At 50.3% G+C, this 25,118-nt stretch carries 25 protein-coding genes; 5 read left to right on the top strand and 20 right to left on the bottom strand.

The features are described 5' to 3' along the window. Positions 1 to 72: 72 nt before the first annotated feature. On the bottom strand, positions 73 to 1,263 hold the full coding sequence (locus tag G9F75_RS12445) for an aminotransferase-like domain-containing protein (RefSeq protein WP_021495224.1): 1,191 nt from the start codon (positions 1,261 to 1,263) through the stop codon (positions 73 to 75). Positions 1,264 to 1,293: 30 nt separating this feature from the next. After that, positions 1,294 to 2,013, bottom strand: coding sequence for an L-lactate utilization/bacilysin biosynthesis transcriptional regulator LutR (lutR, locus tag G9F75_RS12440; RefSeq protein WP_014418922.1), 720 nt, complete (start codon positions 2,011 to 2,013; stop codon positions 1,294 to 1,296). A 205-nt stretch (positions 2,014 to 2,218) separates the two neighbouring features. On the opposite strand from lutR, the gene lutP reads away from it, so the two are divergent. Further along, complete coding sequence (lutP, locus tag G9F75_RS12435; protein WP_021495226.1) at positions 2,219 to 3,895, top strand: L-lactate permease LutP; 1,677 nt, start codon at positions 2,219 to 2,221, stop codon at positions 3,893 to 3,895. Positions 3,896 to 3,932: 37 nt separating this feature from the next. Here the strand turns inward: lutP and rpoN are convergent, their stop codons facing one another. Next, complete coding sequence (gene rpoN, locus G9F75_RS12430) at positions 3,933 to 5,243, bottom strand: RNA polymerase factor sigma-54 (RefSeq protein ID WP_031304540.1); 1,311 nt, start codon at positions 5,241 to 5,243, stop codon at positions 3,933 to 3,935. Between the two features lie 77 nt (positions 5,244 to 5,320). Between rpoN and yvfG the strand changes: the two genes are divergently transcribed. Continuing rightward, positions 5,321 to 5,539 carry a protein YvfG gene (gene yvfG, locus G9F75_RS12425; protein ID WP_003151570.1) on the top strand — a complete coding sequence of 73 codons (219 nt, stop codon included), beginning with the start codon at positions 5,321 to 5,323 and terminating at the stop codon, positions 5,537 to 5,539. A gap of 13 nt (positions 5,540 to 5,552) precedes the next feature. On the opposite strand, the gene G9F75_RS12420 is transcribed toward yvfG, so the two are convergent. The 15 genes from G9F75_RS12420 to G9F75_RS12350 form a co-directional block, all read right to left on the bottom strand. Further along, complete coding sequence (locus tag G9F75_RS12420) at positions 5,553 to 6,518, bottom strand: polysaccharide pyruvyl transferase family protein (RefSeq protein WP_167409127.1); 966 nt, start codon at positions 6,516 to 6,518, stop codon at positions 5,553 to 5,555. Then, positions 6,497 to 7,669: a DegT/DnrJ/EryC1/StrS family aminotransferase gene (locus tag G9F75_RS12415; RefSeq protein WP_017418873.1), complete on the bottom strand. Its 1,173-nt coding sequence runs from the start codon at positions 7,667 to 7,669 to the stop codon at positions 6,497 to 6,499. The genes G9F75_RS12420 and G9F75_RS12415 overlap by 22 nt, the downstream gene beginning before the upstream one ends. Positions 7,670 to 7,673: 4 nt before the next feature. After that, positions 7,674 to 8,321, bottom strand: coding sequence for an acetyltransferase (locus G9F75_RS12410; protein WP_021495229.1), 648 nt, complete (start codon positions 8,319 to 8,321; stop codon positions 7,674 to 7,676). Further along, on the bottom strand, positions 8,318 to 8,926 hold the full coding sequence (locus G9F75_RS12405; RefSeq protein ID WP_007407383.1) for a sugar transferase: 609 nt from the start codon (positions 8,924 to 8,926) through the stop codon (positions 8,318 to 8,320). Before G9F75_RS12405 ends, G9F75_RS12410 begins: the two co-directional genes overlap by 4 nt. Continuing rightward, a complete protein-coding gene (locus tag G9F75_RS12400) occupies positions 8,923 to 10,440 on the bottom strand; it encodes an MATE family efflux transporter (RefSeq protein WP_167409126.1) in 1,518 nt (505 codons plus the stop codon). The genes G9F75_RS12405 and G9F75_RS12400 overlap by 4 nt, the downstream gene beginning before the upstream one ends. Further along, positions 10,437 to 11,471, bottom strand: a complete 1,035-nt coding sequence (locus G9F75_RS12395; RefSeq protein ID WP_014418930.1) for a glycosyltransferase — start codon at positions 11,469 to 11,471, stop codon at positions 10,437 to 10,439. The genes G9F75_RS12400 and G9F75_RS12395 overlap by 4 nt, the downstream gene beginning before the upstream one ends. Further along, positions 11,468 to 12,544 (bottom strand): polysaccharide pyruvyl transferase family protein, encoded by a 1,077-nt coding sequence (locus G9F75_RS12390; RefSeq protein WP_021495230.1) that lies wholly within the window; start codon positions 12,542 to 12,544, stop codon positions 11,468 to 11,470. Before G9F75_RS12390 ends, G9F75_RS12395 begins: the two co-directional genes overlap by 4 nt. Positions 12,545 to 12,548: 4 nt before the next feature. Then, positions 12,549 to 13,586: a glycosyltransferase family 2 protein gene (locus G9F75_RS12385; protein ID WP_053285131.1), complete on the bottom strand. Its 1,038-nt coding sequence runs from the start codon at positions 13,584 to 13,586 to the stop codon at positions 12,549 to 12,551. Positions 13,587 to 13,604: 18 nt separating this feature from the next. Continuing rightward, a complete protein-coding gene (gene epsG, locus G9F75_RS12380; RefSeq protein WP_007613926.1) occupies positions 13,605 to 14,708 on the bottom strand; it encodes a biofilm exopolysaccharide biosynthesis protein EpsG in 1,104 nt (367 codons plus the stop codon). A gap of 3 nt (positions 14,709 to 14,711) precedes the next feature. Beyond that, entirely contained in the window at positions 14,712 to 15,848 is a 1,137-nt protein-coding gene (locus tag G9F75_RS12375) for a glycosyltransferase family 1 protein (RefSeq protein WP_072177063.1), read from the bottom strand. Next, complete coding sequence (gene epsE, locus G9F75_RS12370) at positions 15,841 to 16,683, bottom strand: glycosyltransferase EpsE (RefSeq protein WP_012118512.1); 843 nt, start codon at positions 16,681 to 16,683, stop codon at positions 15,841 to 15,843. Before epsE ends, G9F75_RS12375 begins: the two co-directional genes overlap by 8 nt. Further along, the gene (locus G9F75_RS12365) at positions 16,680 to 17,819 is read right to left on the bottom strand and encodes a glycosyltransferase family 4 protein (RefSeq protein WP_014418934.1); all 1,140 of its coding nucleotides are present in this window, start codon (positions 17,817 to 17,819) and stop codon (positions 16,680 to 16,682) included. The genes epsE and G9F75_RS12365 overlap by 4 nt, the downstream gene beginning before the upstream one ends. A gap of 15 nt (positions 17,820 to 17,834) precedes the next feature. Then, entirely contained in the window at positions 17,835 to 19,652 is a 1,818-nt protein-coding gene (locus G9F75_RS12360) for a polysaccharide biosynthesis protein (protein ID WP_185156493.1), read from the bottom strand. 222 nt (positions 19,653 to 19,874) lie between these two features. Continuing rightward, on the bottom strand, positions 19,875 to 20,555 hold the full coding sequence (gene epsB, locus G9F75_RS12355) for a protein tyrosine kinase EpsB (protein WP_029973548.1): 681 nt from the start codon (positions 20,553 to 20,555) through the stop codon (positions 19,875 to 19,877). Between the two features lie 5 nt (positions 20,556 to 20,560). Further along, the gene (locus G9F75_RS12350) at positions 20,561 to 21,268 is read right to left on the bottom strand and encodes a YveK family protein (RefSeq protein WP_021495234.1); all 708 of its coding nucleotides are present in this window, start codon (positions 21,266 to 21,268) and stop codon (positions 20,561 to 20,563) included. A 244-nt stretch (positions 21,269 to 21,512) separates the two neighbouring features. On the opposite strand from G9F75_RS12350, the gene slrR reads away from it, so the two are divergent. The 3 genes from slrR to G9F75_RS12335 all read left to right on the top strand — a co-directional run bounded on the left by slrR (position 21,513) and on the right by G9F75_RS12335 (position 23,839). Next, the gene (gene slrR, locus G9F75_RS12345) at positions 21,513 to 21,968 is read left to right on the top strand and encodes an HTH-type transcriptional regulator SlrR (RefSeq protein WP_007407395.1); all 456 of its coding nucleotides are present in this window, start codon (positions 21,513 to 21,515) and stop codon (positions 21,966 to 21,968) included. A gap of 80 nt (positions 21,969 to 22,048) precedes the next feature. Further along, positions 22,049 to 23,497 carry a carboxylesterase/lipase family protein gene (locus G9F75_RS12340; protein ID WP_094296312.1) on the top strand — a complete coding sequence of 483 codons (1,449 nt, stop codon included), beginning with the start codon at positions 22,049 to 22,051 and terminating at the stop codon, positions 23,495 to 23,497. Between the two features lie 141 nt (positions 23,498 to 23,638). After that, positions 23,639 to 23,839 carry a hypothetical protein gene (locus G9F75_RS12335; RefSeq protein WP_014418938.1) on the top strand — a complete coding sequence of 67 codons (201 nt, stop codon included), beginning with the start codon at positions 23,639 to 23,641 and terminating at the stop codon, positions 23,837 to 23,839. Between the two features lie 31 nt (positions 23,840 to 23,870). Here G9F75_RS12335 and G9F75_RS12330 read toward each other — a convergent pair whose 3' ends face one another. Together G9F75_RS12330 and G9F75_RS12325 are read right to left on the bottom strand one after the other, a co-directional pair. Beyond that, positions 23,871 to 24,401, bottom strand: a complete 531-nt coding sequence (locus G9F75_RS12330) for a dihydrofolate reductase family protein (protein ID WP_167409125.1) — start codon at positions 24,399 to 24,401, stop codon at positions 23,871 to 23,873. 79 nt (positions 24,402 to 24,480) lie between these two features. After that, on the bottom strand, positions 24,481 to 25,110 hold the full coding sequence (locus tag G9F75_RS12325; protein WP_167409124.1) for a YczE/YyaS/YitT family protein: 630 nt from the start codon (positions 25,108 to 25,110) through the stop codon (positions 24,481 to 24,483). Positions 25,111 to 25,118: the final 8 nt, after the last annotated feature.

The raw sequence follows: 25,118 nt of genomic DNA, 5'->3' as shown, positions 1-25,118 counted from the left end.
TCTGAAAAATCCTTTCGCCTGATGTGCTGAAGGGGACAAAAAAAGAGAAGCCCGAAAGCTCCTCATGCTGCTCTACACCCCGTTTTCCAGCAGACGTCCCAGTTTTTGCACACCCTCTTTTATCGCGGCTTTACCGGCATAACTGAACGACAGGCGAAGATATTCGGCACCGTCTTCCTGATGCAGAAAAAAATATTTACCGGGTACATAGGAAACGCCGTGAGAAAGAGCCCTCGCCAGCATTGCGGATGTATCCGCCCCAGGCGCTTTCACCCATACAAAGTAACCGCCTTCAGGCACGTGCCAGGATGCGGATTCCGGAAGATATCGCGCTGATGCGGCGAGCAAAACGTCACGTTTGCTTCGATATGCTTCCCGCAAGGCGGCGAGCCGTTCTTCCACATTCGTTTGTTCCAGATAGACGGCGGTCACCGCTTGGGAAAACGGGTGGCCTAAGTCTTTTTTTAACCATGACAATGCCGTGATGAATGCGGCGTCCCCTGCAATCCAGCCGATCCTCATACCCGGGGCGATGACTTTTGATAATGAACCGGCGTACAGCACCCGGCCGTTTTGATCCATAGCTTTCAAAGGCGGCGGAATATCAGTGAATCCGAGCTCACCGTATGCATCATCCTCCAAGATGAGAAAATCATACGCTTCGGCAAGTTGAAGCAGGCGGGTTCTCCGCTTCGCTGACATTACGGTTCCCGCAGGATTCTGAAAAGCGGGTATCGTGTAGAGAAGACGGGGAATCAGAAGCCCTTTTCGTTTTCTTTCCTCAAGCATGAACGCTAATGTTTCTGTTTGCAGGCCCTCTTGATCTGTCGGAATGCTCATGATATGCGGTGTGTAATTTTTAAAAATCTCGAGCGCTTCCATATAGACCGGAGCTTCAACGGCAGCGGCGGTTTGTTCATCGAGGAAAACCCGGGCTGCCAGATCTATCGCCTGACAGGCGCCTGACGTCACGAGCAGCTCATCGTCCCGACAGTGAATGCCGCGGGTGGCTAACCGTTCTTGAATCTGCTTTTTTAAAACGGCCGTCCTCGGGCTTCCCATATAATGCAGCGGCAGATCGCGCTCCTCATCCAGAAGGCGGGCGGCGGCTTCTTTCAGCTCCTTATCAGGAACGAGTGCGGGATCGGGATAGCCGGAATGCAGGGGGATGCACGCTTTCGGAACTGCCGGCATCCATTCCCCGGGAGGATCGTTTGTCAGAGCTTTCTTTACATGGTCAGAAAAAAAAGATTCGGCCTGCATGTGATGTTATCCCCTTTCACAAGTCAGCTTCTATACATTTTCTTCAAAATAAGCCCCCAGCACTTCTTCCACATTCGTCAGATGCGCCGTCATCGCCGCTTCCGCTTCATCCGCGTCTTTGGCGGCGACGGCGCTGTAAATGCGTTCATGCTCTTCATACAATCGCTGCACGCTCGTTCGTTTAGAAAACAGCCAAATTTTTCTCGTTTCTCTCATTGTTTCCAAAAGAAGCGCGGAGACATGATTCATGAGATGCTTGAGCAGCCCGTTTTGTGATGCTTCCGCCAGCGCCATGTGAAAGGAGAAATCCGCTTTTTCGCCCAATTCTTCGTCTCCGTCAATGCCTTTCATCTCCAGGAGAGCTTGGCGGATTTTTTGTAAATCGTCTTCGGTGCGTTTTTCAGCGGCCATGGCGGCGACGCCGAGTTCAAGCAGCTTTCTGACTTCGAGCAGCTGTTTGACGTCCTCTTTTTTCATCAAGAGGGCGGAAGAAAGCGGCTGGGAAACATGAGACGGCTCAAATTCTCTTATGTATGTGCCTTCTCCCTGCTTCATGTCGACGAGCCCCATCGCTTTCAAAGCCGACAGCGCTTCTCTGACCGCCGAGCGGCTGACCTGAAAACTCTCAGAAAGCGCCTGAACGGAATCAAGCTTTTCACCCGGCTTAAGCTCGCCCGCTTTTATCTTCTCCAGCAATGCGTCAGCGACTTCCTCGTAGATTTTTTTCGTTTTAATTTGTTTATATTTCAACGCGATCACCCCGTCACTTGTGAATCTTGATGTTTATCGTCTATTATACTTCTTTTTTCGCACCGCCGACAGGTTCAGACAATTTGTTCAAGAAAAGTATTGTACTTTCAAAACTTTCAAAATATAATGCTAATTAACCCGGTCATCAGATGACCTTATCATAAAAAGTAATCGCTTACATGACATAAGGAGGGGTTTTTTAGGGATGCAATGGACACAGGGGTACGCTCCTTTAGGGGGAAATTTGCTTTTATCGGCAGCTTGCGCGCTCGTGCCGATTATCTTCTTTTTTTGGGCGCTTGCGGTGAAACGGATGAAGGGGTACATCGCGGGGCTTTTCACGTTAGCCGTTTCACTTTTAATCGCTGTATTTGTTTACGGCATGCCGGCGGAAAAAGCGGTGATGTCCGCTTCTCAGGGAGCGGTGTACGGGCTGCTTCCGATCGGCTGGATTATCGTCACATCGGTCTTTCTGTATAAAATCACCGTGAAAACGGGACAGTTTGAGATTATCCGGAGTTCGGTGCTCTCAATTACAGATGATCGGCGTTTGCAGGCGCTGCTCATCGCCTTTTCATTCGGGGCGTTTTTAGAAGGCGCCGCCGGTTTCGGCGCTCCCGTCGCGATCTCGGCCGCTTTGCTCGTCGGACTTGGTTTTCAGCCGCTGTATGCGGCGGGGATTTGCCTGATTGCCAATACGGCGCCCGTTGCCTTCGGTGCGATCGGCATTCCGATTACCGCTGTCGAAGGTCCGACCGGGATACCGGCAATGGAAATTTCTCAAATGGTCGGCCGGCAGCTTCCGTTTTTATCCGTCTTTATTCCGCTTTACTTAATCATTTTGATGAGCGGGTTTAAAAAGGCTTTTGAGATATGGCCGGCCATTCTTGTTTCCGGCGTCTCCTTTGCGGCCGTGCAGTACGCAAGCTCGAATTTTTTAGGGCCTGAGCTGCCGGATGTGCTGTCGGCGCTTGTTTCCATGGCCGCGCTCGCTGTGTTTTTGAAATTTTGGAAACCGAAAACGGCCTTTCGTTTCGCGGCAGAACGGGAATCAGCAGCGGCCGCTGACCGGGCGCCGATCAAGTACGGGGGCGCCGCGGTGTTTAAAGCGTGGTCTCCTTTCCTTCTTCTGACGGCCATGATATCCGTCTGGGGGATTCCCGGCGTGAAGGCTGCCTTAACCGGTCATTACGAAGGAACGTCAATGTGGCTTTCCTGGCTGAATGCAGCCGGGCGTGCATTGACCTTCACGCCTCCCGTACCATTTGTAAATCAGCAGATTCTTCAGGCGGACGGCACGCCGATTGAAGCCGTGTACAAACTTGAGCTTTTCGGTTCAGCGGGAACGGCGATTCTGATTGCCGCCGTCATCTCCAAGTTCGCCCTCGGCATGTCGTGGAAGACATGGGGCGAAGCGTTTATAGAGACGGTGAAAGAGTTAACGCTTCCGGTCGTCACCATTGTTTCTGTTGTCGGCTTTGCTTATGTGACGAATGCTTCCGGCATGAGCACGACACTCGGTCTTGCGCTTGCCATGACGGGCGCGATGTTTACCTTTTTTTCGCCGGTGCTCGGCTGGCTCGGCGTATTTATTACCGGCTCTGATACGTCGGCCAACCTATTGTTCGGCGGATTACAAAAGGTGACGGCGCTCTCTGTTGGGATGGACCCGGTTCTCTCCGTCGCCGCCAATTCATCGGGCGGTGTCACCGGAAAAATGATTTCTCCGCAATCCATTGCGGTTGCCTGTGCCGCTGTCGGTCTGGCGGGCAAGGAAGCCGACCTTTTCCGCTTTACGATTAAGCACAGTCTGTTTTTGCTTCTGCTCGTCTGTCTCATTACATTTTTACAGCATCATCTGTTTTCATGGATGATCCCGTAACACGGAGAACCTCCCCGGGGTTTGGCTCGGGGAGGTTTCAGCTGTACCGTTTTCTCGCCGATGACGGCGGAATATTTAATTGGTCACGGTATTTGGCGACGGTGCGCCTTGAGATTCGGATGTCATATTGTTCATGCAGCAGATCGGCAAGCTTTTGGTCTGAAAAAGGTTTCTTTTTATCTTCTTTATGGACCAATTCCTCCAGATGCGCTTTTACGGCATAATTGGAGGCGCCGCCGTCCCCCGATGATTCAGCTTTCGCCGAGAAAAATGTTTTCATTTCATACAGTCCGTACGGCGTCTGAACGTACTTCCCTTTGATGGCCCGGCTGATCGTTGATTCGTGGAGCTCCAGCGTTTCCGCCACCTCTCTTAAGGTCAGCGGCTGCATTCCGCTTTTTCCTGTGAGAAAAAAGGATTCCTGCCGTTCAGTCAGGACGCCGATAATTCTCGTGATCGTTTGTTTTCTTTGCGACAAAGCCCGGTTCAGCCAGCGCCATTCCTGATATTTTGCCGACAGATAATTTTTCGTGTCACGGCACCCGGCAGCTGACAAGAGCGGCTGATAATGGGTATGAAGCTGGATGTCAGGAAACGAACGGCTGTTGAGCCGCGCTTGAATGATGCCGTTTTTCACTGTGATGAAAATATCCGGTTCCACGTAAAAACCCGGCTCCTCATGCGCATAACGGAGCCCCGGCCTCGGATCAAGGGCGCTGATCATGTCAGCGATGTCCTGAATGTCTTTAAGCGGAATGCCCGTTTTTGTTGTAAGCGCTTTCCAGTTCTTTCTTGCAAATAGCTCAAAATAGGCTTCGGCAATCCATTCCGCCTGTTCGTTCCGCTCAGGAAGACGGCGGAGCTGAAGAAGGATGCATTCCTGCAAAGACCGGGCGCCGATTCCCGCGGGCTCAAGGGATTGAAGCTTTTTCAGAACCGCTTCCGTCTCCTCTTGTGAAGCGGATACATGGTCGGCGGCAGCTGGTATGTCCTCTTTTAAATATCCGTTTGAGTCCAATGAATGTATCAGATAATTGAAAATCTTTTTCTCATCATCGGACAGCTTCATGTCTAAGGCTTGCTGTTTGAGCGAATCCTGCAGCGTTTTGCGGGTATGTCTGATCTGCTGGCTTCCGTCCCGTTCTTTCATCCTGTTTTTATTTGTTTTATGGTAAGATAGTGGCGGCGTGTCTGTTTCCTTTCGTTCAATCAGAGGGTTTTCCAGTGAGAGCTCATCAATATATCCGGCCAGTTCCGCGGAATTGTATCCGAGTAATGTGATAGCCTGTTTAAGCTCTTGCGTTAATTGAGGCTTTAACATTTGTGTTTGCTGAAGTTTGATATCCATCATGCTCACTCCCCTTTTTTCATTGTACATGATTGGTTTCATACCGTATATACTTATTAAAAGGAGTTGCTTTATAGATGTCAGAACTTTTTTCTGTTCCTTATTTTATTGAAAACTTTACACAGCACATTGAAATGAATCCGAATGAAGACCGAATTCATGCGATGAACAGCTATTACCGCTCCGTCGTCTCAACCCTTGTTCAGGATCAGCTGACGAAAAACTCGGTTGTGCTCAAAAGAATTCAGCATTTGGATGAGGCGTACAACAAAGTAAAACGCGGAGAAACAAAATAAACCTTCCGCTCATTCAAAGCGGAAGGTTTTCCTTCGTGCCGGCGGTTTCCCCGATCAGACGGACGTCCGGCGCTTCGTGCATCCAGGTGTAATAATAGTTGGCGTTTTTCCCGTATGAATTATCAATGACGGTATTCGGTTTCCCGAGAAGCGAGGACAGGATGTGGCCGTGAAGCCTTGACGTTTCCACCGATTCGTACCTGCTGAAAAACAGAACCGCTTTTTTCGTCAAGAAATCGGAATAGCGTTTCCAAAACCGCGCAATCGGCAGCGGGTTTCCCGCTTTTTTATTCAAAACATTCAGTGTTTGGAAAAAAGCGATTCCCCTGCGGTCGCTTGCTGACAGCACATCCTGCCAGTCGCAGCTTTTAACGGAAGGATTGTTTTGCAGCTTCGGATTGATTTCCCCATCCGTGCGGATAAAATGAAGCCTGCCGCGTGACGGAGCCGCTGACGCCGCGATCGGATACAGCTGATGGGCCATATCAGGCATAAGCCCGATATGATTCGCCGAAAAAAAGCGTTTCGCGGTCTCGTATGACACATGATCCCTCGTAAACAGGTGGAGATCCTTGTGCCCCGCAAAAAGCGCCGATGTCTTCCCAAGCCGTGTCTCATCCTGATAATAGATGGATTGCGGCAGGATGACGATCCTGTTTTCCGGGAAGGATTTGACGATTTTTTCCCTGAACGTCTGATAGTACTGATAGAGATCCCCGAAATTTCCGCCACCCTGACAGACGATGATCGTCTTTTTGTCCGCCCGGCGCCCGAATGGAAAATTGTCGGGATTCCAGCGCTGTTTCACGCAGATGCCGTGTGCTTTAAAAAACGCCTCCGTCCCTTTCATTATCAATAAATCCCCTACATTTCCGTAGAGGGGATAGTCGGCATATATGATGTCAGATTGCGGCGGTATAACGCTGAGCAGACCCGTCAGCGTCTCTTTTAATCGGCTCATAACATGGCGGCTGTCCATGTTTTCTCCCCTTTCGTTTCAAACAGTTGCGCAAGTGCGTCAATGACACGCTGCTGCTCCTCAGAAGACAGGTCAGACCCGGACGGCAGACAGATGCCCCGGCTGAAAAGGTTCTCAGAGACACGCTCATGTTCGCTGTGAGGATAAAAGACGGAAGATGAGAAAAGCGGCTGCGTATGCAGCGGTTTCCACAGCGGACGGGCCTCAATATTCTGTTCCGCAAGACAGGCGACGGCTTCTTCCGGCGTCACGCCGTTATCAAGCGTCAGAGCCGTCAGCCAGCGGTTTGAAACCGTTCCTTCAAGCTCCGGCATCATGCGGATGCCCGGATACGTTTCCAGCGCTTCCCGATACCTGTGAAAGATTTCTCTCCTCGCCCGGACGCGATCTTCAAGCACTTCCAGCTGCGATATCCCCACGCCCGCGAGAATGTTGCTGAGCCTGTAGTTATACCCGAGCTCGCTGTGCTGGTAATGAACGGCGGCATCTCTCGCCTGTGACGCAAGAAACCTCGCTTTTTCAATCGCGGCTTCATCGTCAGATACGAGCATGCCGCCTCCCGATGTTGTAATGATTTTGTTGCCGTTAAAGGAATAAATGCCGAAACGGCCGAACGTGCCGCTCTGCCTGCCTTTATATGTTGATCCTAAGGACTCGGCAGCGTCTTCAATCAGACAGACGCCGTATGCGTCACAAAGGCTCATTAATTCATCCATTTTCGCGCTTTGGCCGTAAAGATTGACGGCGATCACCGCTTTCGGGAGTCTGCCGCGCCGCTTTGCATCCCGCAGCGCCCGCTCAAGCGCATCGGGCGACATATTCCACGTCTCCCATTCCGAATCAATAAAAACGGGCTCAGCCTGCTCATACACAATCGGATTCGCCGTGGCGACAAACGTAAAGGAAGGACAAAATACAGCGTCTCCTTTTTTCACACCCGCAAGCCGCAGGGCAAGATGGATGGCCGCCGTTCCCGAGCTTACGGCCGCCGCGCTTTTCACTCCCGCATATTCCGCGAGCCGCGCTTCAAACGAATTGACGAGCGGACCGAGCGGGGCAATCCAATTGGATCGGAAGGCTTCTGCGATGTATTCCTGTTCTTTTCCGCTCATATGAGGCGGAGACAAATAAATCCGTTTGTTTGTTTGCATGAAATCATCCTTTTTCATTATGGATAGGGGAGATGACGCGGGCCGGAACGCCGACCGCCGTCACATGGCCGGGAATTCGGCTGATGACCGCAGCCCCCGCGCCGATAACGGACCAAGGGCCGATGTCAATCTGCGGTATGACGGACGCGCCGATTCCGATGTGCGTTCCTTCCCCGACTTTCACTCCGCCGGCAAGCGCCGCGCGCGGTGAAAGATGGACGTAATCTCCGATTGCATTGTCATGATCGGCAACCGCGCCCGTATTGATGATGCAATGGGCGCCGATGTCAGCGCCCGCCTGAATGACGGCGCCCGCCATCACAACCGTTCCGTGTCCGACGGAAGCCGTTTCACTGACGATCGCCCCGGGGTGAATGAGTGCGGCATAATCGTCATCTTCAAGCCCAAGCGTTTCAGCGAACTGCTTTCTGACGCCGTTGCGGCCGATGCATATCGTGAATACGGCCTCGGGGACGAGTTTCCGAAGCATGGGCACGTCTTTCGTCCGGCCCGTATATAAACCGTTCCGAACGGCAAAACCGCTGAATCCGTCATCCAATACGCCCGCAAGCTCCATATCGGAACGGGCCTGCACGATTTCCTTCACGACTTTTCCGTGTCCGCCGTTTCCGATCAGCACGATCTTTTTCACGATGACATATCTCCGCTGCCTGTGAAGCGCTTTGCCGTCACATGGCCGGCTTGATGTATGCCTTCTGACACGAGAACTTTTTTCACTGTTAAAAGCAGAATCTTTAAGTCGAGAAGAAATGTGCGGTTGTCGACGTACCACACGTCGAGCTTGAATTTTTCCTCCCATGAAATCGCGTTTCTCCCGTTAATCTGCGCCCAGCCCGTAATCCCCGGCTTCACCTCGTGGCGCCGCGCCTGCTCCGCCGTGTAAAGCGGCAGATAATCCATCAGCAAAGGGCGGGGGCCGACCAGACTGATATCTCCTTTGAGCACATTAAAAAGCTGGGGAAGCTCATCGATGCTCAGTTTTCTGATCAGCCTTCCCGTTTTGGTCAGGCGGAGATGATCCGGAAGCAGCACACCGTTTTCATCACGCGCATCCGTCATCGTCCTGAGTTTATACAACGTAAACGGACGCCCGTTATGCCCCGGTCTCGTCTGTTTGAACAATACCGGAGACCCGATGGCGCATCTGACGGCGGCCATGGCGAAGAGAAGGATGACGCTTGCGCCGCACAATAACAACACCGCGGCCGCTATATCAAATACACGTTTCGCCTTCAAATCTGAACAGCTCCTTTCACTTTTCGGCATTTCTGTAAAGCAAGCCGCCTTTCTTCTTTCGTACAAATGAAGAAAAAAGCGAATGCGGCATAGCTTATGCATACGGCAAGCCCCGTAGCGATCAGGCCGGCCCAGCTGTCAAGCGGTGAAAACAGCCGGATACCCCGGCAGACAGCCCAGGCAAATACGGCCGCCGCCAACGGGCCGAACATTCCTTTGTAAAACGCGGTTTTCTGAAAGCCCGTAATATGCGAAACATACAGCGGCGTGAAGACGGCATTTTTCAAAATGAGCGAGACTGCACCGGCGATGGTGATGCCGTACAGCCCGAGATGTGCCGGTCCGCTGAGAACCACGGCCAATATGACATTCAGTCCGCCTAAACATAAAGTAACGACGGCGGGCGTTTTTTGTTTATTAAAAGCCGTCCATACGTAAAAAAGCGGCATGACAGAGAGACTGACCGCCAAATACGCGGCGTGAATGTATAAAAGCGGCGCCGTCTGCACAAACGACGGGCCCAGCCAAATCGCCAGAAACGGTTCGGCGAGCCCTCCTAATAATGCGGCGGGAAGCGCGAGCAGAAGCCCGTTCAGCCGCACGGCCTTATTGGCGTAAGACAGGAGGCCTTCCATATCGCCTTTTGAATAGTAGGAAGTCAAAACCGGCGCAAACAGTGAAGCAAGCGTCCCGGCAAGACTTCTGAGCAGGAGCGGGAATTGAATAATCGCCGCATAGACACCCGCTTCAGACGGTCCCAGCACGAGATTGGCCGTCATGAGGTCAATCTGCAGAAACAGCAGCACGCCGATCTGGTTGACAGAACTCCAGGCACCGGCCGAAAACAGCACTTTGCTCGTCTGTAATGACAAGGTTTTACGGCTGAAAGAAAACCACGGAATCAATTTCTTAAAAAAGAAAAAAGTCAGCACGGCCGCACAGACGGCTCCCGCTAATGCCGAAAGCTGGATCTGCCAGATTTTCGGCGGCAGGCACGTAAACAGAGCGAGCACACACAGCACCCTGACCAGCATTTGCACGGCCTGAATGGAGCTTGTGATATAAAGCTTGTTGGCGAAAAACGGCCCCGTCGCGAACCCCGCCATAAAAAACGTCAGCATAAACAGCACGCTGCCGATCACGATAGAGAGCCTCACATCCGTTAAGAGCCCGGCCGGTACATTCATAATCTTGTCAATAAAAAAAGCCGTCCCGGCGAGCGGCACAGCGAGCAATAGAGATATCACGACAGACGCGGCTAAATAATTGCTTACATACGCATTGGCCTCGTCCTTGTTCCCCCTGTGGGCGGCAACGGAGAAAAACCTCACAACGACAGAGCTCAGCGCAACGGTAATTATAGAGAAATAGTTAATGATATTCTGTGTCAGATGGACAAACCCAAAAGCCTCCACACCTAATGTTTTCACAATAAAGGGAGTCATCCACACTGATAAAAACACCGATAGTAAAAACGCCGTCACATTGGCGCCGAAATTAATGGCAAATTTCATGCTCCTTCCGCACTGCCTTTCTCTTTCGATTTCCGTTCGAAAAACGCATGCAGAAGAAGAGGAAGGCGCATTTTGCACAGGCCGAGCACCACGCGCTCCCCCGCCAGCAGCTGTTTATGGCGGCACGGCGTCCTGCGCACCGCCGTTTTTACCATGTCATACGTTAAGATTCTGCCGATGTGCGCCGTAATCTGGTGTGACGGCTGCGGCGCGGCGCATGCGTTGGCGATCAGCATCGGAATCTGATGCTTGCACAAATATGTATCGATATCGCTCCGGCAGGCGTCCGTCAGCCCGTTTTCCTCATAAAAAGCCATTTTCGCTTTATATTGCTTTTGCAGTTCTTGATCTAAGTGGGGCTTAAACGGTGTTTCTGTAAGACTTTGCGGATTTTCCCGGTAGATATACAGCCCTTCGTCTATCACTTTGACACGCGCGGCTTGGCGGAACGCTGCCAAGTTAAACGGAGAGTCCTCGGCAAAACGGATATCTTCATGGAACAACAGCCCTTGCAATGCTTCTCGCCGGTATATATAGCGCCACACATACCAAATAAACCGATGTTCGTGCGCGCGTGTCAGCAATGCAGTCATTTCATCCGCTGTGAAGACGCGGCCCGCCGGAATGGACGGCGGCATATATGTTCTTTCTTTAGACGGCGTTTCCTTATAATAACCGCAGCCGGCGATATCCAGCCGGTTCTTCTCCGCTTCTTCATAAAGCCGCTCGAACATCGTTTCCGTCACATAGTCATCGCCGTCCGCAAAACCGATATAACGGCCGCGGGCGGCTTTTATTCCGGCATTGCGGGCCGAGCTGAGGCCGCCGTTTTCTTTATGAATCACCCGGATCCTCGTATCTTCTGCGGCGAATTGTTCGGCAATCCGGCCTGACTGATCCGGTGAACCGTCATTGACAAAAATGATTTCGATGTCTCTCAGCGTCTGTTTTGTTAAAGAAACCGCGCATTCTTTAATAAAAGGCTCTGTCTTATACATCGGCACGATCACGCTCACAAGCGGCGCGGTCATTGGGCATCACCGCTGATTTTCGAGCGCAGCCCGGCAAAATAAACACTTCGCAATGAACCGCCTTCCTCATGCTTGCCGCTGAGCAGCCGGTTTACGGCGGACGTTACGGCTTCAGGGTCGGGACGTTCAAGCAATGTCATGTTCGGTATGTTTTTCAGCCATTGATAGCCTTCCATTACCTTATGATCAAACGAACGAATGACGACACAAGGCGTTTTCGTCAGCGCACAAAAAATCATCCCGTGAAGTCTGTCAGTGACGACGGCCTCCGCGCCTTTCAGCGTATTCCAAAGCGTTTCCAGCTCCTTTTCGCGTGTATGGCGGCTGACCCTCCGGCCGACCGTCGTGGTAAAGGAATGCAGCTCTCCGTACTCTTTTGCCAAAGCTTCTTTTACCGTCGTTCTGTCCTCAGCCGTCAGCGCACTCTCCTTATCCTCCCGTAAACAGAGGTAGATCCCTTCCCTCGGGATGCGCCGCTCGCTTTTATCCAAATATAAGACCATGTCAGGCTGTTTGAGCACTGTTTTTCCGGGAAAATGACGCTTCATCCATTGATACGTCGTCTCATCTCTCGCCATTAACAAAAGGTCGGGATGCGCATTGTACACTTTTCGGGCGCGCTTCAGTTCCTTCCGTCCCTTTTTTGATTCAGAAAAGTGAGCCGTCGCCGGAAGCTGAACGATCCGATATTGCCGGAATGTTTTTATGATAAAGCGGCGCGTCCATTCCTCATACCGGTACAAATCCCCCATGTTCCCGCCGCCGATGATGAATACCATATCATCGGGGTGGCGCTTTTTGATCAGCGCCTTTGCCGATCTGTATATATCCTTCATATCCACTTCAATGATGTCAAAGTCGGGATACTCCCGTTCAAGAAACGTTTTGCTTGCGTAGGCGATGGCGTGATCACCGAGATTATCGTGGGACGGGAGCAGCGTCAGAATGATCTTTTTTCTTGCCGCTGAAAGCCCCGCCCCATCCGCTGCCGTTCCGAAATGAAATTGGGACGGGTATTTGACCTTAAGCAACAGCCATTCCGCGAGATTGATTTTTAAAGATTGTATCGACATGTCTTCACCCTCTGATTTTCATTTTGTACTCGATTGCCCGCTGATATGCGGCTGATGCCAGCGACACAAACGGAATCAGCTTCAGCTTCGCCAAAAGCAGAAGGCATGAGCGTTTGGCGTCAAACGGCGCCGTTCCGGTTTTGGAAAGGCTCAGGCGGAACACGGGATCAGCGCATATCCGGCTGATATTCTTCCATTTCTCAGAAAACCGGCCGCCGTTATTCCGCTTCCATTCATTCAGCAGGCAGACTGTTCCGTGCTGAACGATGAAAAAATCCAGCTCCTGCCGGTATTCCTGTAAGCAGCCGTTTTCACGCAAAAAAGCCTCGTTCAGCCGATAGAGAACGAGACCTGAGTCAAACAGCTTTTTCTGATAGCTTTGCACAATGGAAGTCAAGTGAATCCGATAATGATAGAGCGGCTGATCCACGTACGAGACCGCACCTGCGAAAACATGCGCCCTGAGGCTGAAGTACTGATCCTCCACGTGCTCCAGCTCATCACGAAGCGGAAAGCGCAGCTGATGATGCTCGATCATCGTTCTTTTGTACAGCTTGTTCCATGAAAAACCGCTGACTCTTCCTTCAAATAAATCTTTCAGGTACCGTTGTTTCGGGCGGCCCGCGTACGCTGAAGCGATCGTTGAAACGGCGGTTTTCCCCGTATCCGCAAATTCGGCCGCATACTCGCAAATCACGAGATCAGCCTGATCAGCCTTCGCTTTTTCATACATGCTGAGGCAATAATCAGGCTCAACCCAGTCGTCCGCATCAATAAAAGCGATAAATTCGCCGCGCGCCGCCTCAATGCCCTTGTTGCGGACCGCGCCGAGCCCCCGGTTTTGCTGATGAATGACCCTGATTCTCTCATCCCGCTTCTGATAGGTTTCAAGAATCGCCGGGCTTTGATCCGTTGACCCGTCATTAACGGCCACGATTTCGATATTGGCGAGCGACTGATTGAGCAATGAATCTAAGCATCTTTCTAAATAAGTTTCCGTATTATACACAGCAATTAATAAACTGACCGCGGGTGTTTCCATATAAACCTCCAGTGTCCATTACCGGGAAAAAATCGTTCTGTACGGAAGCACAGACGAATCGACCGGCATAAGCAAGTAACTGTAAAGAAAATAACAGACAATAATGGCGATATAAATCAGCGCATTTGATTTTTCATCAAAAATCCTCACAAAATAAGGGATCAAGATCATTTGATACAGGCCGAAATATATATTAAACCGGGCAAAAATAACATCCTTTGTCGCCAAAAGACCGAAGAGCAGGCCGAGCAGACAGAAATTCACGATGACATCAATGTCAGGCCAGAGCTTCCGCAGCCGCTCCCGATAGCAGAAAGCCAAAAACAGCGGCAGAAGCAGCACCGCGATTTTTACGACGTTCATCCCGTTCGTATTGGTCATCAGCCATTTCTCATAATGGCCGTACGAGCTGTTTTCCAGCACGACGACAAACAGCGAAATGAACTTCTGATACAGAAACGTCATAAGAAGAAACAATGCCGACAGTCCGAAAATCGCGGGCGACCAGGCTCTTTTTCTGACGAGAAAATAAACCGGAATCATAATCAGCGCTGAGGAATGAAAAAGCGAACACAGCAGCACGATTGACATATAACGCTTCCAGCTTCCGCTGATCACGTAGCGGACGGCCCAAAACAAAACGGCCGCCACCATATACTGCCTGATCCCGTTAAAGGAAGCATAATAGTGATACGTGCCCAAAAACAAAAACACACTCAGCTCAAACGGACGGCCGAACTCAACGAGCCCCTTTAAAATAAAGCTGCACGTCACGACCGCCACGGTGAAATACATGATTTGCGGATCTTTCGTGATAAAATTCATGAGCCAGATGAGAGCCGTAAACCCCGGATCAACGGCTGCTTTTTTCGCTCCGAACCCGAAGATCTCCCAAATGCTGCCGTAATTTCCCGCCAGCTTGTACATCAGCGCGTACGTCTGAAAATCCGTCCCGACTCTGTAGCGCAAACCGGAGACCAATACGAGCGATAGCAGCGGAACGATCATGACGAGCTGATTCGGCCGGTATCCGGTCGAAAGCGATTGATCACGCCCGCCGCACATTTTCGCGAACCATGACCAAATATACACAATTCCCATATTGACTACGTATACAATCATTCGTTACTGTTCCTTTTTCCAATTCATATTGTAAAGCTTCATAACAGCCCCCGCATTTTCTCCCGCGTCATATCCCTGCCGTCTGAGGGTTTCTTTAATGCGCGCCCCGTCAGGCTTTGTCGCCTCTGCTGCCCGTAAAACCACGGATGCCCATTGTCGGGGCGGTTCTTTAAGGCTGAGCCTTTTGACCAGCCCGAGCCCGGCATCGGCTTCTTCCGTTATGCCGTCTGATATCACGCACGGCACCCCGGAGGCCTGCGCTTCAACGAGCGTGACAGGCAGCCCTTCATAAAGAGACGGCATGACAAATACATCCAGCGTTTTCAGCAGGGCATGAACGCGTTCTTCTATGCCGATAAAACGCACATCATCATCAAGCCCCAGCTTCGCCGCCAGATTTTCCATGTCGGTGCGAAGCGGACCGTCTCCGGCGAGAATCAGCTGTAAACCGATGCCCCGCTCTTTCATATCAGCGGCCAGCCGGAGCAGAAATTCGTGGTTTTTTTCTTCTGTAAAGCGGCCGATATGGCCGATCACCAAACGGCCGTCTGCAATGCCCCGCTTCCTTTTTTCAGCTTCTGTGTCCGCGCACCCGCCGGCAAATAAGTCGAGATCAATGCCGTTCGGCAAAAGATGCACGTCTTTTTCTTTCCCGAATAAGAAACGGCCCGCGTCTTTTCCGCAGGCGCACAGTGCCGTGGCGTTTGCCGTAATCAGCCGTCTGAAAACAAACAGCTGCATCCCGGCAAGCCGCGACGCCCGCCCCCGCCACGACGTACTGTGCGAATGGCAGATCCGCACCGGGACGCCGGCTAAACGAGCGGCAAGCGCGATGAATCCAGACTGAAAATCGGTATGGGCGTGCACGGCGGCAAACGGGCCTTTTTCCTGAATCACCCGCTTGACCTGTTTTACAAATGTAATCGGGTTTGTGCTGCCGATGCTCGGCACATAAAAAAGCCGTCCGCCGAGAGCGAGAATTTCCTCATCATAAGCGCACGGATCGTTCCTATGGGTTAAAAAATCAAACTGCACCTTCGTTCTGTCCATCTTCCGGTACAAATTCATCATCATCGTTTCTGCGCCGCCCCTGTTCATCCCGCTGAAGACGTGCAGCACCCGCATCGGTTTGTCAGTCATGTTCGGCAAGCCCTTCTTTTTGGCGGATGTCCCTGTTTTTATGATAACGGTTCATGACCGCGGGCGGCGTAATGGCGCGAATGAGCGGTTTTGCGATATACGCGTAATGGGAAAGCGGCAGCTTCAGCCGTCTGCACGCCTGAAAAACGAGCACCGCATTATCAATGGAATACGTAAACGATCTCCTTTTAAACGCATCACTGTCTTCTCTTACTTTATACAGCGTTTCTTGGAGATTGTACCCCCGGAAACCCGCTTCAAAAAAGCGCAGCCACAAATCGATATCCTCCATCCGCCGCGTCCGCCTGACTGACCGGTAGCCGCCAAGCGCTTTGTACGCTTCAGCCCGCATCATAATGGTGCCGTGGCAGAACGGTGTGCCTTTCGCCATAATTCCCGGTTTCGGCACGGGCGGCAAAAGCCGGGCGCCCCTTACACCGAATTCGTCAAATACGAGCATGCCCGTGCCTACGACTTGATAGTGGGCGTGCTTGTTTAAGAAAGCGGCCTGTTTTTCCAGTCTCCTCGGGTTGGAGATGTCATCACCGTCCTGCCTGGCGATATAATCCCCCGTTGCGTATGTCAGACAGCGGTTAAGCGAAGCGGCAAGCCGTTGATTTGTCTTATTTTGAATCAGCGTAATCCGGTCGCCGTAATGATCCGCGTAACGGCGCGCAATCTGATACGTTCCGTCAGTTGACGCGTCATCACACATGATCAGTTCCCAATTCTTATACGATTGGCTCAGGATGGATTCAATACTCTCCGCTAAAGTCTCTTCGCAATTATAAATTCCCATGATGACGGAAATTTTCGGTTGTGCTCCTGCATTCATACGCTTTTCTCCTTTTTATCCATATAACCGGCGTAAATGTTCGCCATTTCCTTTACCGTACGTGTTTCTGAAAAACATTCCGCCGTCCTGCGCCCTTCTTGTCCCATTGCTTTTCGCAGCCCCGGGGAGCGGTACAGCTTTTCAATCCGATCGGCAAACGCCGCGCTGTCCCCGGCCGGCACGAGAAAACCGTTCACGCCGTCTTCGATGATCTCGCGGTGCCCCCTGTTGTCCGCGGCAACGGCGGGCTTTTCGGCAGCCATTCCTTCAAGCAGATTCATGCCGAGTCCTTCGCGGATGCTTGAGGCGACAGACAGATCAGCAAGCTGAATCAGTTCATGAATATCGCGGCAAAAACCGTAAAACCGCACCATGTCGGATACACCGAGTGATTCAGCCTTTTTTCTGTACGGCTCTTCCATCGCGCCTTCTCCGGCAAATACGAGTTTCAGCTCCGGGATGCGGTTCTTCAGCAGTGCCGCAGTCTCAATGAGAAGTCCCTGGTTTTTATTGCCGTTTAATTCAGCGGGGTATACGAGAATAAATTCCCCGGCGCCGAAGCCGTGTTTTTCTCTCAGACGTTCACTCTCTTCCCGGCTCACAGGGCGAAACCTGTCTGTATTCACCCCGATGCCGTGTATTTTTTTCGCGCTGCAATCTGTTTTTTTCATTTGCTTGGCCCGTTCGTAATCCTCTTCATTAATCGTAATCAGACAATCCGTATAAGAAGAAAGAAATTTTTCGATCGGGTAATAAAGAAGCCAGTTTTTCAGAGGCGCTCCGTCGCAGAAGTGAAAGCCGTGCGCGGTGTACAGCACCTTTGTCCCTTTTTGGCGCGCTTGTCTCGCCGCAAGGCGTGCAAGCACGCCGCCGACCGGCGTATGACAGTGAATCATGTCGTAGCCGTTGTCCTGAATGAGCCGTTTCAGACGCCTGTAAACAGAAAGATTTTCGGGATGAAACGGCGAGCGCCGGATCGGAATGGAAAACTTTTCATCAACGAACGGAAGATTCATATTGCCGCCTGCCGCGACGTGCACCTCCCAGCCCATATCCTGAAACCATTGAAAATACGGAAGATGAAAGGCTTTAAAATGATAATCGACTGTGGCGCAGAATAATACTTTTTTCGTCATCTTTCTGTCCTCCCATCACACGCCTGCGGCCGCTTCTTCATGTACTGATTCGATCGCCTCAAACAGCCTTTTTCTCAGCTCTTCTTCAGGCAGACGGCTGAATTCCTCCATAAAACGGATGAGCACGGCCCAATTCCCGTCCACCGCTTTCCCGATATGGATTTTCGGAAAAATCTGCTCCGTATGTACTTCATTATGATTCAGCAATTCTTCATACATCTTTTCTCCCGGACGGATGCCGGAGAATTCGATGGGAATCTGTTCTGTCGTATAGCCTGATAAATGAATCAGGTTTTTGGCCAGATCGACGATTTTGACGGGTTCTCCCATATCCAGAACGAAAATCTGCCGCCCTTTTGCAAGCGCCCCCGCCTGAATGACGAGTCTTGACGCTTCGGGGATCGTCATAAAATATCTTGTCATCGCCGGATGCGTGACGGTGACGGGTCCGCCTTTTTCAATCTGCTTTTTGAAAATCGGAATGACGCTGCCGCGGCTTCCGAGCACATTTCCGAAACGGACGGCGGCGAATTTGGTGCGGCTGATCTTTCCGAGGTTCATGATGACCATTTCCGCAAACCGTTTCGTCGCGCCCATGACATTGGCCGGATTGACCGCTTTGTCAGAAGAAATCAGCACGAATGTTTCCGTTCCGCACATGTCGGCGGCTTCGGCGACATTTTTCGTGCCGATGATGTTGTTTTTAACGGCTTCTTCCGGATTATGTTCCATTAACGGCACATGTTTATGGGCAGCCGCATGATAGACGACGTGCGGCTCGTATTTTTTCATCAAAGTAAAGATTTTATCTCTGTCCTGAATATCGGCGATCTCCGCGTGAAAGAGCACCTCTTTGCCGAAGCGTGCGGACAGCTCGGTATGTACGGAATGAATGCTGTTCTCCCCGTGGCCGAGAAGGACGATTTCCCGCGGAAGAAACGCGCTGATCTGGCGGCAGATCTCAGAACCGATTGAGCCGCCGGCGCCCGTGACCAGAATCGTTTTTCCCTTGATGCTGTCAGAAATTTTGCTCGTATCAAGGGTGACCGGCTTTCTGCCGAGCAGATCTTCGGCTTTTACATCCCTGATGTGTCCGGCAGCCTGCGTTCCGAGCAGGATCTCATCAAATTGCGGCATGATTTTAATATGGGCGCCCGTCTGCACACATTCTTTGTATAACGTCTGAAGCTCATGGGTGCAAAGAGACGGAATGGCGATGATAATATGGTGAATTCTCAGCCTCTGCACCGCCGGCATAATGCTTTCTTTTCCGCCGATGACGGGCAGGCCCATGATTTCGAGCTTATGCTTCGTCTGATCATCATCAATAAAAGCTACAGGCATGATTCCGAGATCGTTTTTCTGGGTAAGCTGACGGACGAGCAGCGTCCCCCCCGCACCTGCGCCGATGATCAGCGCCCTGGAAGAGTCATTTTGCTTCCTGCCGATCGTTTCTTTCAGCACCCGTGAAATCATCCGGCTTCCTCCGATGAACAATAGCTGAACCATCCAGCTGACGGCCAACAGCCGGAACAAAATCGTGTGGAACACCCCGTATTGGACGGCCGCCGTTACGGCTGCTGACAGCGTGATCCCCTTCATCAAGGCAAGCAGCTCGCCTATTCCCGTGTACGTCCATACCTGCTTATACTGGTGAAACATAAAAGCGCATACATGATGGCTGATCAGCATGCTCACGGCAGTCAGCAGCAACGCTCCGGAGTCATAAAAGTGATAAGAATCCTCAAAAAATTGATATCCTATAACAACGGAAAGTAAAACGAGATACGTATCCAATGCAAAAATCATTGAAAGTCTTCTCCGGTAAGTCAATCTTTCCCCTCCTCATTTATCGGTTTAGCTGATACGGTTTTCGTAAAAAAACAGACATAACAGCTAAGCCGATAACAATGCATCATCTTAAGATAAATTGGGCATTTAACCCGTCCTCACACCCCGCCACCGACGACCAGCATCTAAGGCAGCGAAAAACGCCGCCCACAGCAGAGCCGAGTGCCTCCGTTGATAAAGGTAAGGAGACATCACCTGCACCGCTCAATACGAGTAGTGCTCCGTTTTTTTGATTTTCTTTTTATTCAGCAGCGCCCCCAAAAGCTTTGCCTTTGACTGCTGGAGCGCGTCTCTCGCCTTTTGGACGGTATCCATTTTCGTTTTTCCGCTCAAGACGACGAGAACGCTTCCATCTGTCTGGTTCGCTAAAATCTGTCCGTCCGCCACCGCCAAAAGCGGAGGTGAATCGAAAATAACCAGACTGTACCGGCTGTACATCTCCTGAATCAGCTCTCCCATCGCCTTTGAAGATAAAAGCTCAGCCGGATTCGGCGGCGTCGGCCCGCTCGTTATGACGTAAAGGTTATCAATCAGCGTTTTTTGCACCGTTTCGCCGAGGGAAGCGTTTCCGACTAACACATTCGTAAGGCCTTGTACATTTTCAAGCTGATAGGTCTCGTGTATCGTCGGTTTTCGTAAATCCGCATCGACGAGCAGCACCTTTTTTTCCTGCTGCGCAAATACCGCGGCAAGGTTGGCGGCGCTGAATGATTTTCCTTCTCCCGGAACGGAAGAAGTGACGAGAATAGAGCGCAAATGGGTCTGAACAGAGGAGAACTCAATATTTGTCCGAATGGTGCGGTATTGTTCAGCCACCAATGATTTGTGATGTAAAACGGATATTTGAGCCAGTCCCCTTCTTGATTTCTTTTTTCTGAATCCCAAACGCCTCACTCCCCGAAATATTTTTCATCAGACCGTGTCTGCTGATTTTTGATGTCATACACAACCCCTAAAACAGGCAAGTCTGTTTTTTCGCTGAGCTGCCGCTCGCTTTTAACGGTTTCATCAAGAAAATGGAGAAAAAACGCAAGCGTCACACCCGCCATGAGAGCCGCACCGAACGCCATCATGATATTCCGGATGCGCGAAGGCTTGACCATCGGGCTTTCCGATGCTTTTGCCTCAGACAAAACAATGACGCCTTTTATATTCATCCTGTCACGGACTTCTTTTTTAAATGTCTTCATCAGCGTGTTCGCTATAGCGGCGGCCTGTTTCGGGTTCTCGTCCTGCACCGCTACAGTAATGATCTCTGAATCGGTTTCGCTGCTTGTCGTGATCTTTGCTTTTAAAGCGGATGCCGTCTCAGAAAGATGCAGCGTCTGTTTCACTTTCTCAAGCACTACCGGGCTTTTCATTATCGTTTGAAACGTATTGTTGTAATGAAGATTCAGCTGAACGTCGCTGAGATTCGAATTTTTTTCACCGCTTGTTTCATGAATGAGCACTTGGGTCGATGACTGATAAACGGGCGAAATCACCCGGAATTGGATGTATCCCGTCACCAGCGTTACAACTGCTGTCATGATAAAAATCAGTAAAAATCTGTGTTTAATAATGTCAAATAATTCTTTAAAACTCATATTCTCATTCATGTAATTACAGCCTCATCCTTATTGCATCAGGCTTAAACGCCCCCTTCTGTTAATGATTGGATTATAAAAGAAAAGGTCGAAATTTGAAAATTTCAAATTAAGCCATTTAGTTCTTTTTAGAGAACATTATCATGATTTTCCTCTTATTTACTGCACTTACCTTATAATTTTAAATTTTATAAAGAACGAAAAATTTCTTATAATGAACAAAAAAATGCCAGTATACAGGGGAGAATTCAGCACAATGATTGGAAGAATAATTCGTTTATACCGCAGAAGAAAAGGCTACTCTATTAATCAGCTAGCAGTTGAAGCAGGTGTCTCTAAATCTTATTTAAGCAAGATAGAACGGGGGGTTCACTCAAATCCGTCCATCCAATTTCTGAAAAAAGTATCCGCCACCCTGCAGGTCGATCTGACGGAGCTTTTTGATGCCGAAACGATGCTGCATCACATGGGAGACACGGAAGATGAGTGGCGCATCCACCTTGTGCAGGCCGTGCAGTCAGGCATGCCGAAAGAAGAACTGTTCACCTTTACGAACAAACTGACTGAAAAACGCCCGGAGCCCGCACCCTACCGCAACAGAAAACTGACTGAATCCAACATTGAGGAATGGAAAGCGCTGATGCAGGAAGCCAAAGAACTCGGCTTGTCCGTTCAGGAAGTCAGATCATTTTTAGAACGGAAGCGTTACTAATGATATGCTGATGAAAAGGCTTTTATTCGCTTCATGTCTTCATCTCTGTTTATAATGAAAAGAAAAAAGGGGATGAAATGATGACAAAACTTACCGTTCAAACCCGCTGCGGCGCACTGAAAGGAACTGCCGGCCGCGGCGTCCGCACATGGAAGGGCATACCGTACGCGAAGCCGCCCGTCGGAGAGCTCAGATTTAAAGCGCCGGAGCCGCCCGCACCTTGGGACGGCGTAAAACATGCCGACTCGTTCGGGCCGATTTGTCCGCAGCCGGATGATATGCTGTCCATATCGTTTTCCGGAGATATACCGGCTCAATCTGAAGATTGCCTTTACCTCAATGTTTTCGCCCCCGATTCAGAGGGCGAAAAAAAGCCTGTCATGGTATGGATACACGGCGGGGCATTTTATTTAGGTGCCGGAAGCGAACCGCTTTACGACGGATCTGCCCTTGCCGCTGACGGAGATGTCATTGTAGTGACACTCAATTACAGGCTCGGACCGTTAGGCTTTTTACATTTGTCTTCTATTCATGACGCGTATTCCTCCAATATCGGGCTGCTCGATCAGATCGCCGCGCTGCGCTGGGTGAAGGACAATATCTCCGAATTCGGAGGAGACCCGGATAACGTCACGATATTTGGTGAATCGGCAGGCGGCATGAGCATCGCCTCCCTTATGGCAATGCCTGACGCAAAAGGCCTGTTTCATAAAGCCATTTTAGAAAGCGGCGCCTCTCATACGATCCCGGCGGACATGGCAAAAGACATCGCGGCGGCATTTATTCATGAAGCCGGCACTGATCAATTGCAGGAGCTTTCCGTTAATGACCTGCTTAAGACTGCGGATAAAGTGCGGCGCTCACTAGATCAAAACATTTTCCAGCTTTTGTTTCAGCCCGCCATCGATCCGGCCACATTGCCTGCGGAACCGGTGAAAGCCATAGCAGACGGGGCCGCAGAAGGCATACCTATGATTATCGGAACCAATCGTGATGAAGCATATTTGTTTTTCACCCCTGATACAGATATTCATTCCGAGAAAAAGCAGCAAGATTATTTGCATTATCACCTCGGAGAAAACTGCACCGAGCAAGCGGCAGATTTATATCCGCATTCATTAAAGGGACAAATCGATATGATGACGGATCTGATTTTCTGGCGGCCGGCTGTCGCTTTCGCACAAGGACAGTCCCAGCATGCACCGGTCTGGATGTACCGCTTTGATTGGCATGGCGAAACACCGCCGTTTCATAAAGCCGTTCACGCTCTGGAATTGCCGTTTGTGTTCGGAAACTTTGATTCTTTGAGAAAGACGCTGCAAGAACCGCTCGGTGACGACGCAGAACAGCTTTCCAAACAAATCCAATCCGCATGGCTCGCTTTTGCAAAAACCGGAAACCCGAACACCTCTCACTTCAATTGGCCTGAATATGAAACCGATTCACGCGAAACTTTGCTTTTCAACACGGATACCGCTGTCGAAAGTGATCCCGATGCAGCAAAACGCCGCATCCTGTTTCAAGCATAAAAAACGCCAAGGGAGCCGGCTCCCTTGGCGTTTCGTTTTCATCTTACTTCAGACATCGCAGAATATCCGTTTCCACATTACCCCTGATATGTTATATTCTAACCCAATAAGTTAAACAAACATTCATAAAGGAGTTTTTATATGGAGAAATCAAGTATTATCGGCACAGCTGCCGTTATAATTGGGGCGCTTATGACCTTAGTTTCATTTATCTTCCTGCGCGACACTGATTTCTATGCTGTGAGGTGGATAGGGGTTGTTATCATGGTTGCAGGGTTTTCATGCGGGCCGGCCCACACCATTTCAAAACATAAAAACAAACATGAAAAAGAAACCCGGTAACCTTTACTGGGTTTCTTTCATACACTTCATTTCATCTCACTTCATAATGCAACTCCGCAAATTGCTTATAGCGCCTGACATCAGTCAGCTTCAGCCCTGTCTCCCGGTCTCCGGGTTTGAACAAAGAAATTCCGCGGCCGAGCAGAACGGGGGCGATCTGAATGATAAACTCATCGACAAGTTTTTCCTCCAAAACCGGGTGCAGCAGATTACTCCCGCCGACAATCCAAATCCGCTTGCCTTCTCGGCGTTTCAATGCTTTTATAAAATCGGCAGGCTCTTCATGAATAAACCGCACATGTTCAGTACGCCCGGTCAATGTCCGCGAAAACACATAGCATTCTTTACCTTTGTACGGAAATTCCTCAGGCATTAAAACCAATATGTCCTCGTATGTTTTTCTGCCCATGATGATCGTATCGACAGATTCATAGAAAGCTTCATAATCGGTGCCGTCTTCACCTTCAGTTCCGATTAACCAATCTAAAGAATGATTTTCCCGCGCAAGATAGCCATCTGCGCTGACAGCTCCGTAAAAAACGAGCTTTCTTTGACCGCTCATAACAATCCCTCCCCCTTTTTTATTATACCTTGAACATGCGGATGAAATAAAAAATGATAGAACCGGATAAAAACCCCTGCTACCGGGTTTTCGTTTCTTCCTGCTTTGGAGATGCTGTTAATATGCCGTCTATCCATCTTCCGGTAATCGGCATAAAGAAATGAAGGATGATCCCTCCTAAACAAACGGTTAATAACGTTCCGATGCCTACCGGACCTTTTAGCATCACGGCCAGTATGAAAAATATGAAGTAAATGACCGTTCTTGAAAAAAAGATGCTTCTCCCGGTTAAATCGCGGACAATTAGCGTTAACCGATCAACCGGGATCGGGGCGAAATTCGTGTGCAGATAAGTTGCGGTTCCTATCCCTATCACAACTAAACCGATTGCAAAACAGCCCGCTTTTCCGTACCATAGTTCAGGCGTTATGACTCGATGCAGAAAAAAAAGCCACATATCAATCCCGATTCCCGTTATAAACGCCGTAATCATCCCTGAAAATTCCGGACTTTGCCTTTTTAACATTGAATTACAGCAAATTAACAGGAAAGCGATGATGATTTCCCAGCTTCCCACGGTAAGCCCTGCATGGACGGACAATCCCACAATAAGCGCATCAAAAGGCGACGTTCCAAGATCTGATTGAATCGTGACAGAAACACCAAAGGTCAAGATCATGATTCCTAAAACATAAAAAACATATTTCACTTTATCGT

The sequence above is a fragment of the Bacillus sp. EKM208B genome (genome assembly GCF_011800725.1).
Classification (GTDB): Bacteria; Bacillota; Bacilli; order Bacillales; family Bacillaceae; genus Bacillus; species Bacillus velezensis.
This window is presented reverse-complemented; position numbering and strand designations above follow the sequence as displayed.

Coding starts and splice junctions, on each gene's coding strand:
- G9F75_RS12445 (WP_021495224.1), bottom strand. CDS start 1,263: ATGCAGGCCGAATCTTTTTTTTCTGACCATGTAAAGAAAGCTCTGACA.
- lutP (WP_021495226.1), top strand. CDS start 2,219: ATGCAATGGACACAGGGGTACGCTCCTTTAGGGGGAAATTTGCTTTTA.
- rpoN (WP_031304540.1), bottom strand. CDS start 5,243: ATGGATATCAAACTTCAGCAAACACAAATGTTAAAGCCTCAATTAACG.
- yvfG (WP_003151570.1), top strand. CDS start 5,321: ATGTCAGAACTTTTTTCTGTTCCTTATTTTATTGAAAACTTTACACAG.
- G9F75_RS12420 (WP_167409127.1), bottom strand. CDS start 6,518: ATGGACAGCCGCCATGTTATGAGCCGATTAAAAGAGACGCTGACGGGT.
- G9F75_RS12415 (WP_017418873.1), bottom strand. CDS start 7,669: ATGCAAACAAACAAACGGATTTATTTGTCTCCGCCTCATATGAGCGGA.
- G9F75_RS12400 (WP_167409126.1), bottom strand. CDS start 10,440: ATGAAATTTGCCATTAATTTCGGCGCCAATGTGACGGCGTTTTTACTA.
- G9F75_RS12395 (WP_014418930.1), bottom strand. CDS start 11,471: ATGACCGCGCCGCTTGTGAGCGTGATCGTGCCGATGTATAAGACAGAG.
- G9F75_RS12390 (WP_021495230.1), bottom strand. CDS start 12,544: ATGTCGATACAATCTTTAAAAATCAATCTCGCGGAATGGCTGTTGCTT.
- G9F75_RS12385 (WP_053285131.1), bottom strand. CDS start 13,586: ATGGAAACACCCGCGGTCAGTTTATTAATTGCTGTGTATAATACGGAA.
- epsG (WP_007613926.1), bottom strand. CDS start 14,708: ATGATTGTATACGTAGTCAATATGGGAATTGTGTATATTTGGTCATGG.
- G9F75_RS12375 (WP_072177063.1), bottom strand. CDS start 15,848: ATGACTGACAAACCGATGCGGGTGCTGCACGTCTTCAGCGGGATGAAC.
- epsE (WP_012118512.1), bottom strand. CDS start 16,683: ATGAATGCAGGAGCACAACCGAAAATTTCCGTCATCATGGGAATTTAT.
- G9F75_RS12365 (WP_014418934.1), bottom strand. CDS start 17,819: ATGACGAAAAAAGTATTATTCTGCGCCACAGTCGATTATCATTTTAAA.
- G9F75_RS12350 (WP_021495234.1), bottom strand. CDS start 21,268: ATGAATGAGAATATGAGTTTTAAAGAATTATTTGACATTATTAAACAC.
- slrR (WP_007407395.1), top strand. CDS start 21,513: ATGATTGGAAGAATAATTCGTTTATACCGCAGAAGAAAAGGCTACTCT.
- G9F75_RS12340 (WP_094296312.1), top strand. CDS start 22,049: ATGACAAAACTTACCGTTCAAACCCGCTGCGGCGCACTGAAAGGAACT.
- G9F75_RS12335 (WP_014418938.1), top strand. CDS start 23,639: ATGGAGAAATCAAGTATTATCGGCACAGCTGCCGTTATAATTGGGGCG.
- G9F75_RS12330 (WP_167409125.1), bottom strand. CDS start 24,401: ATGAGCGGTCAAAGAAAGCTCGTTTTTTACGGAGCTGTCAGCGCAGAT.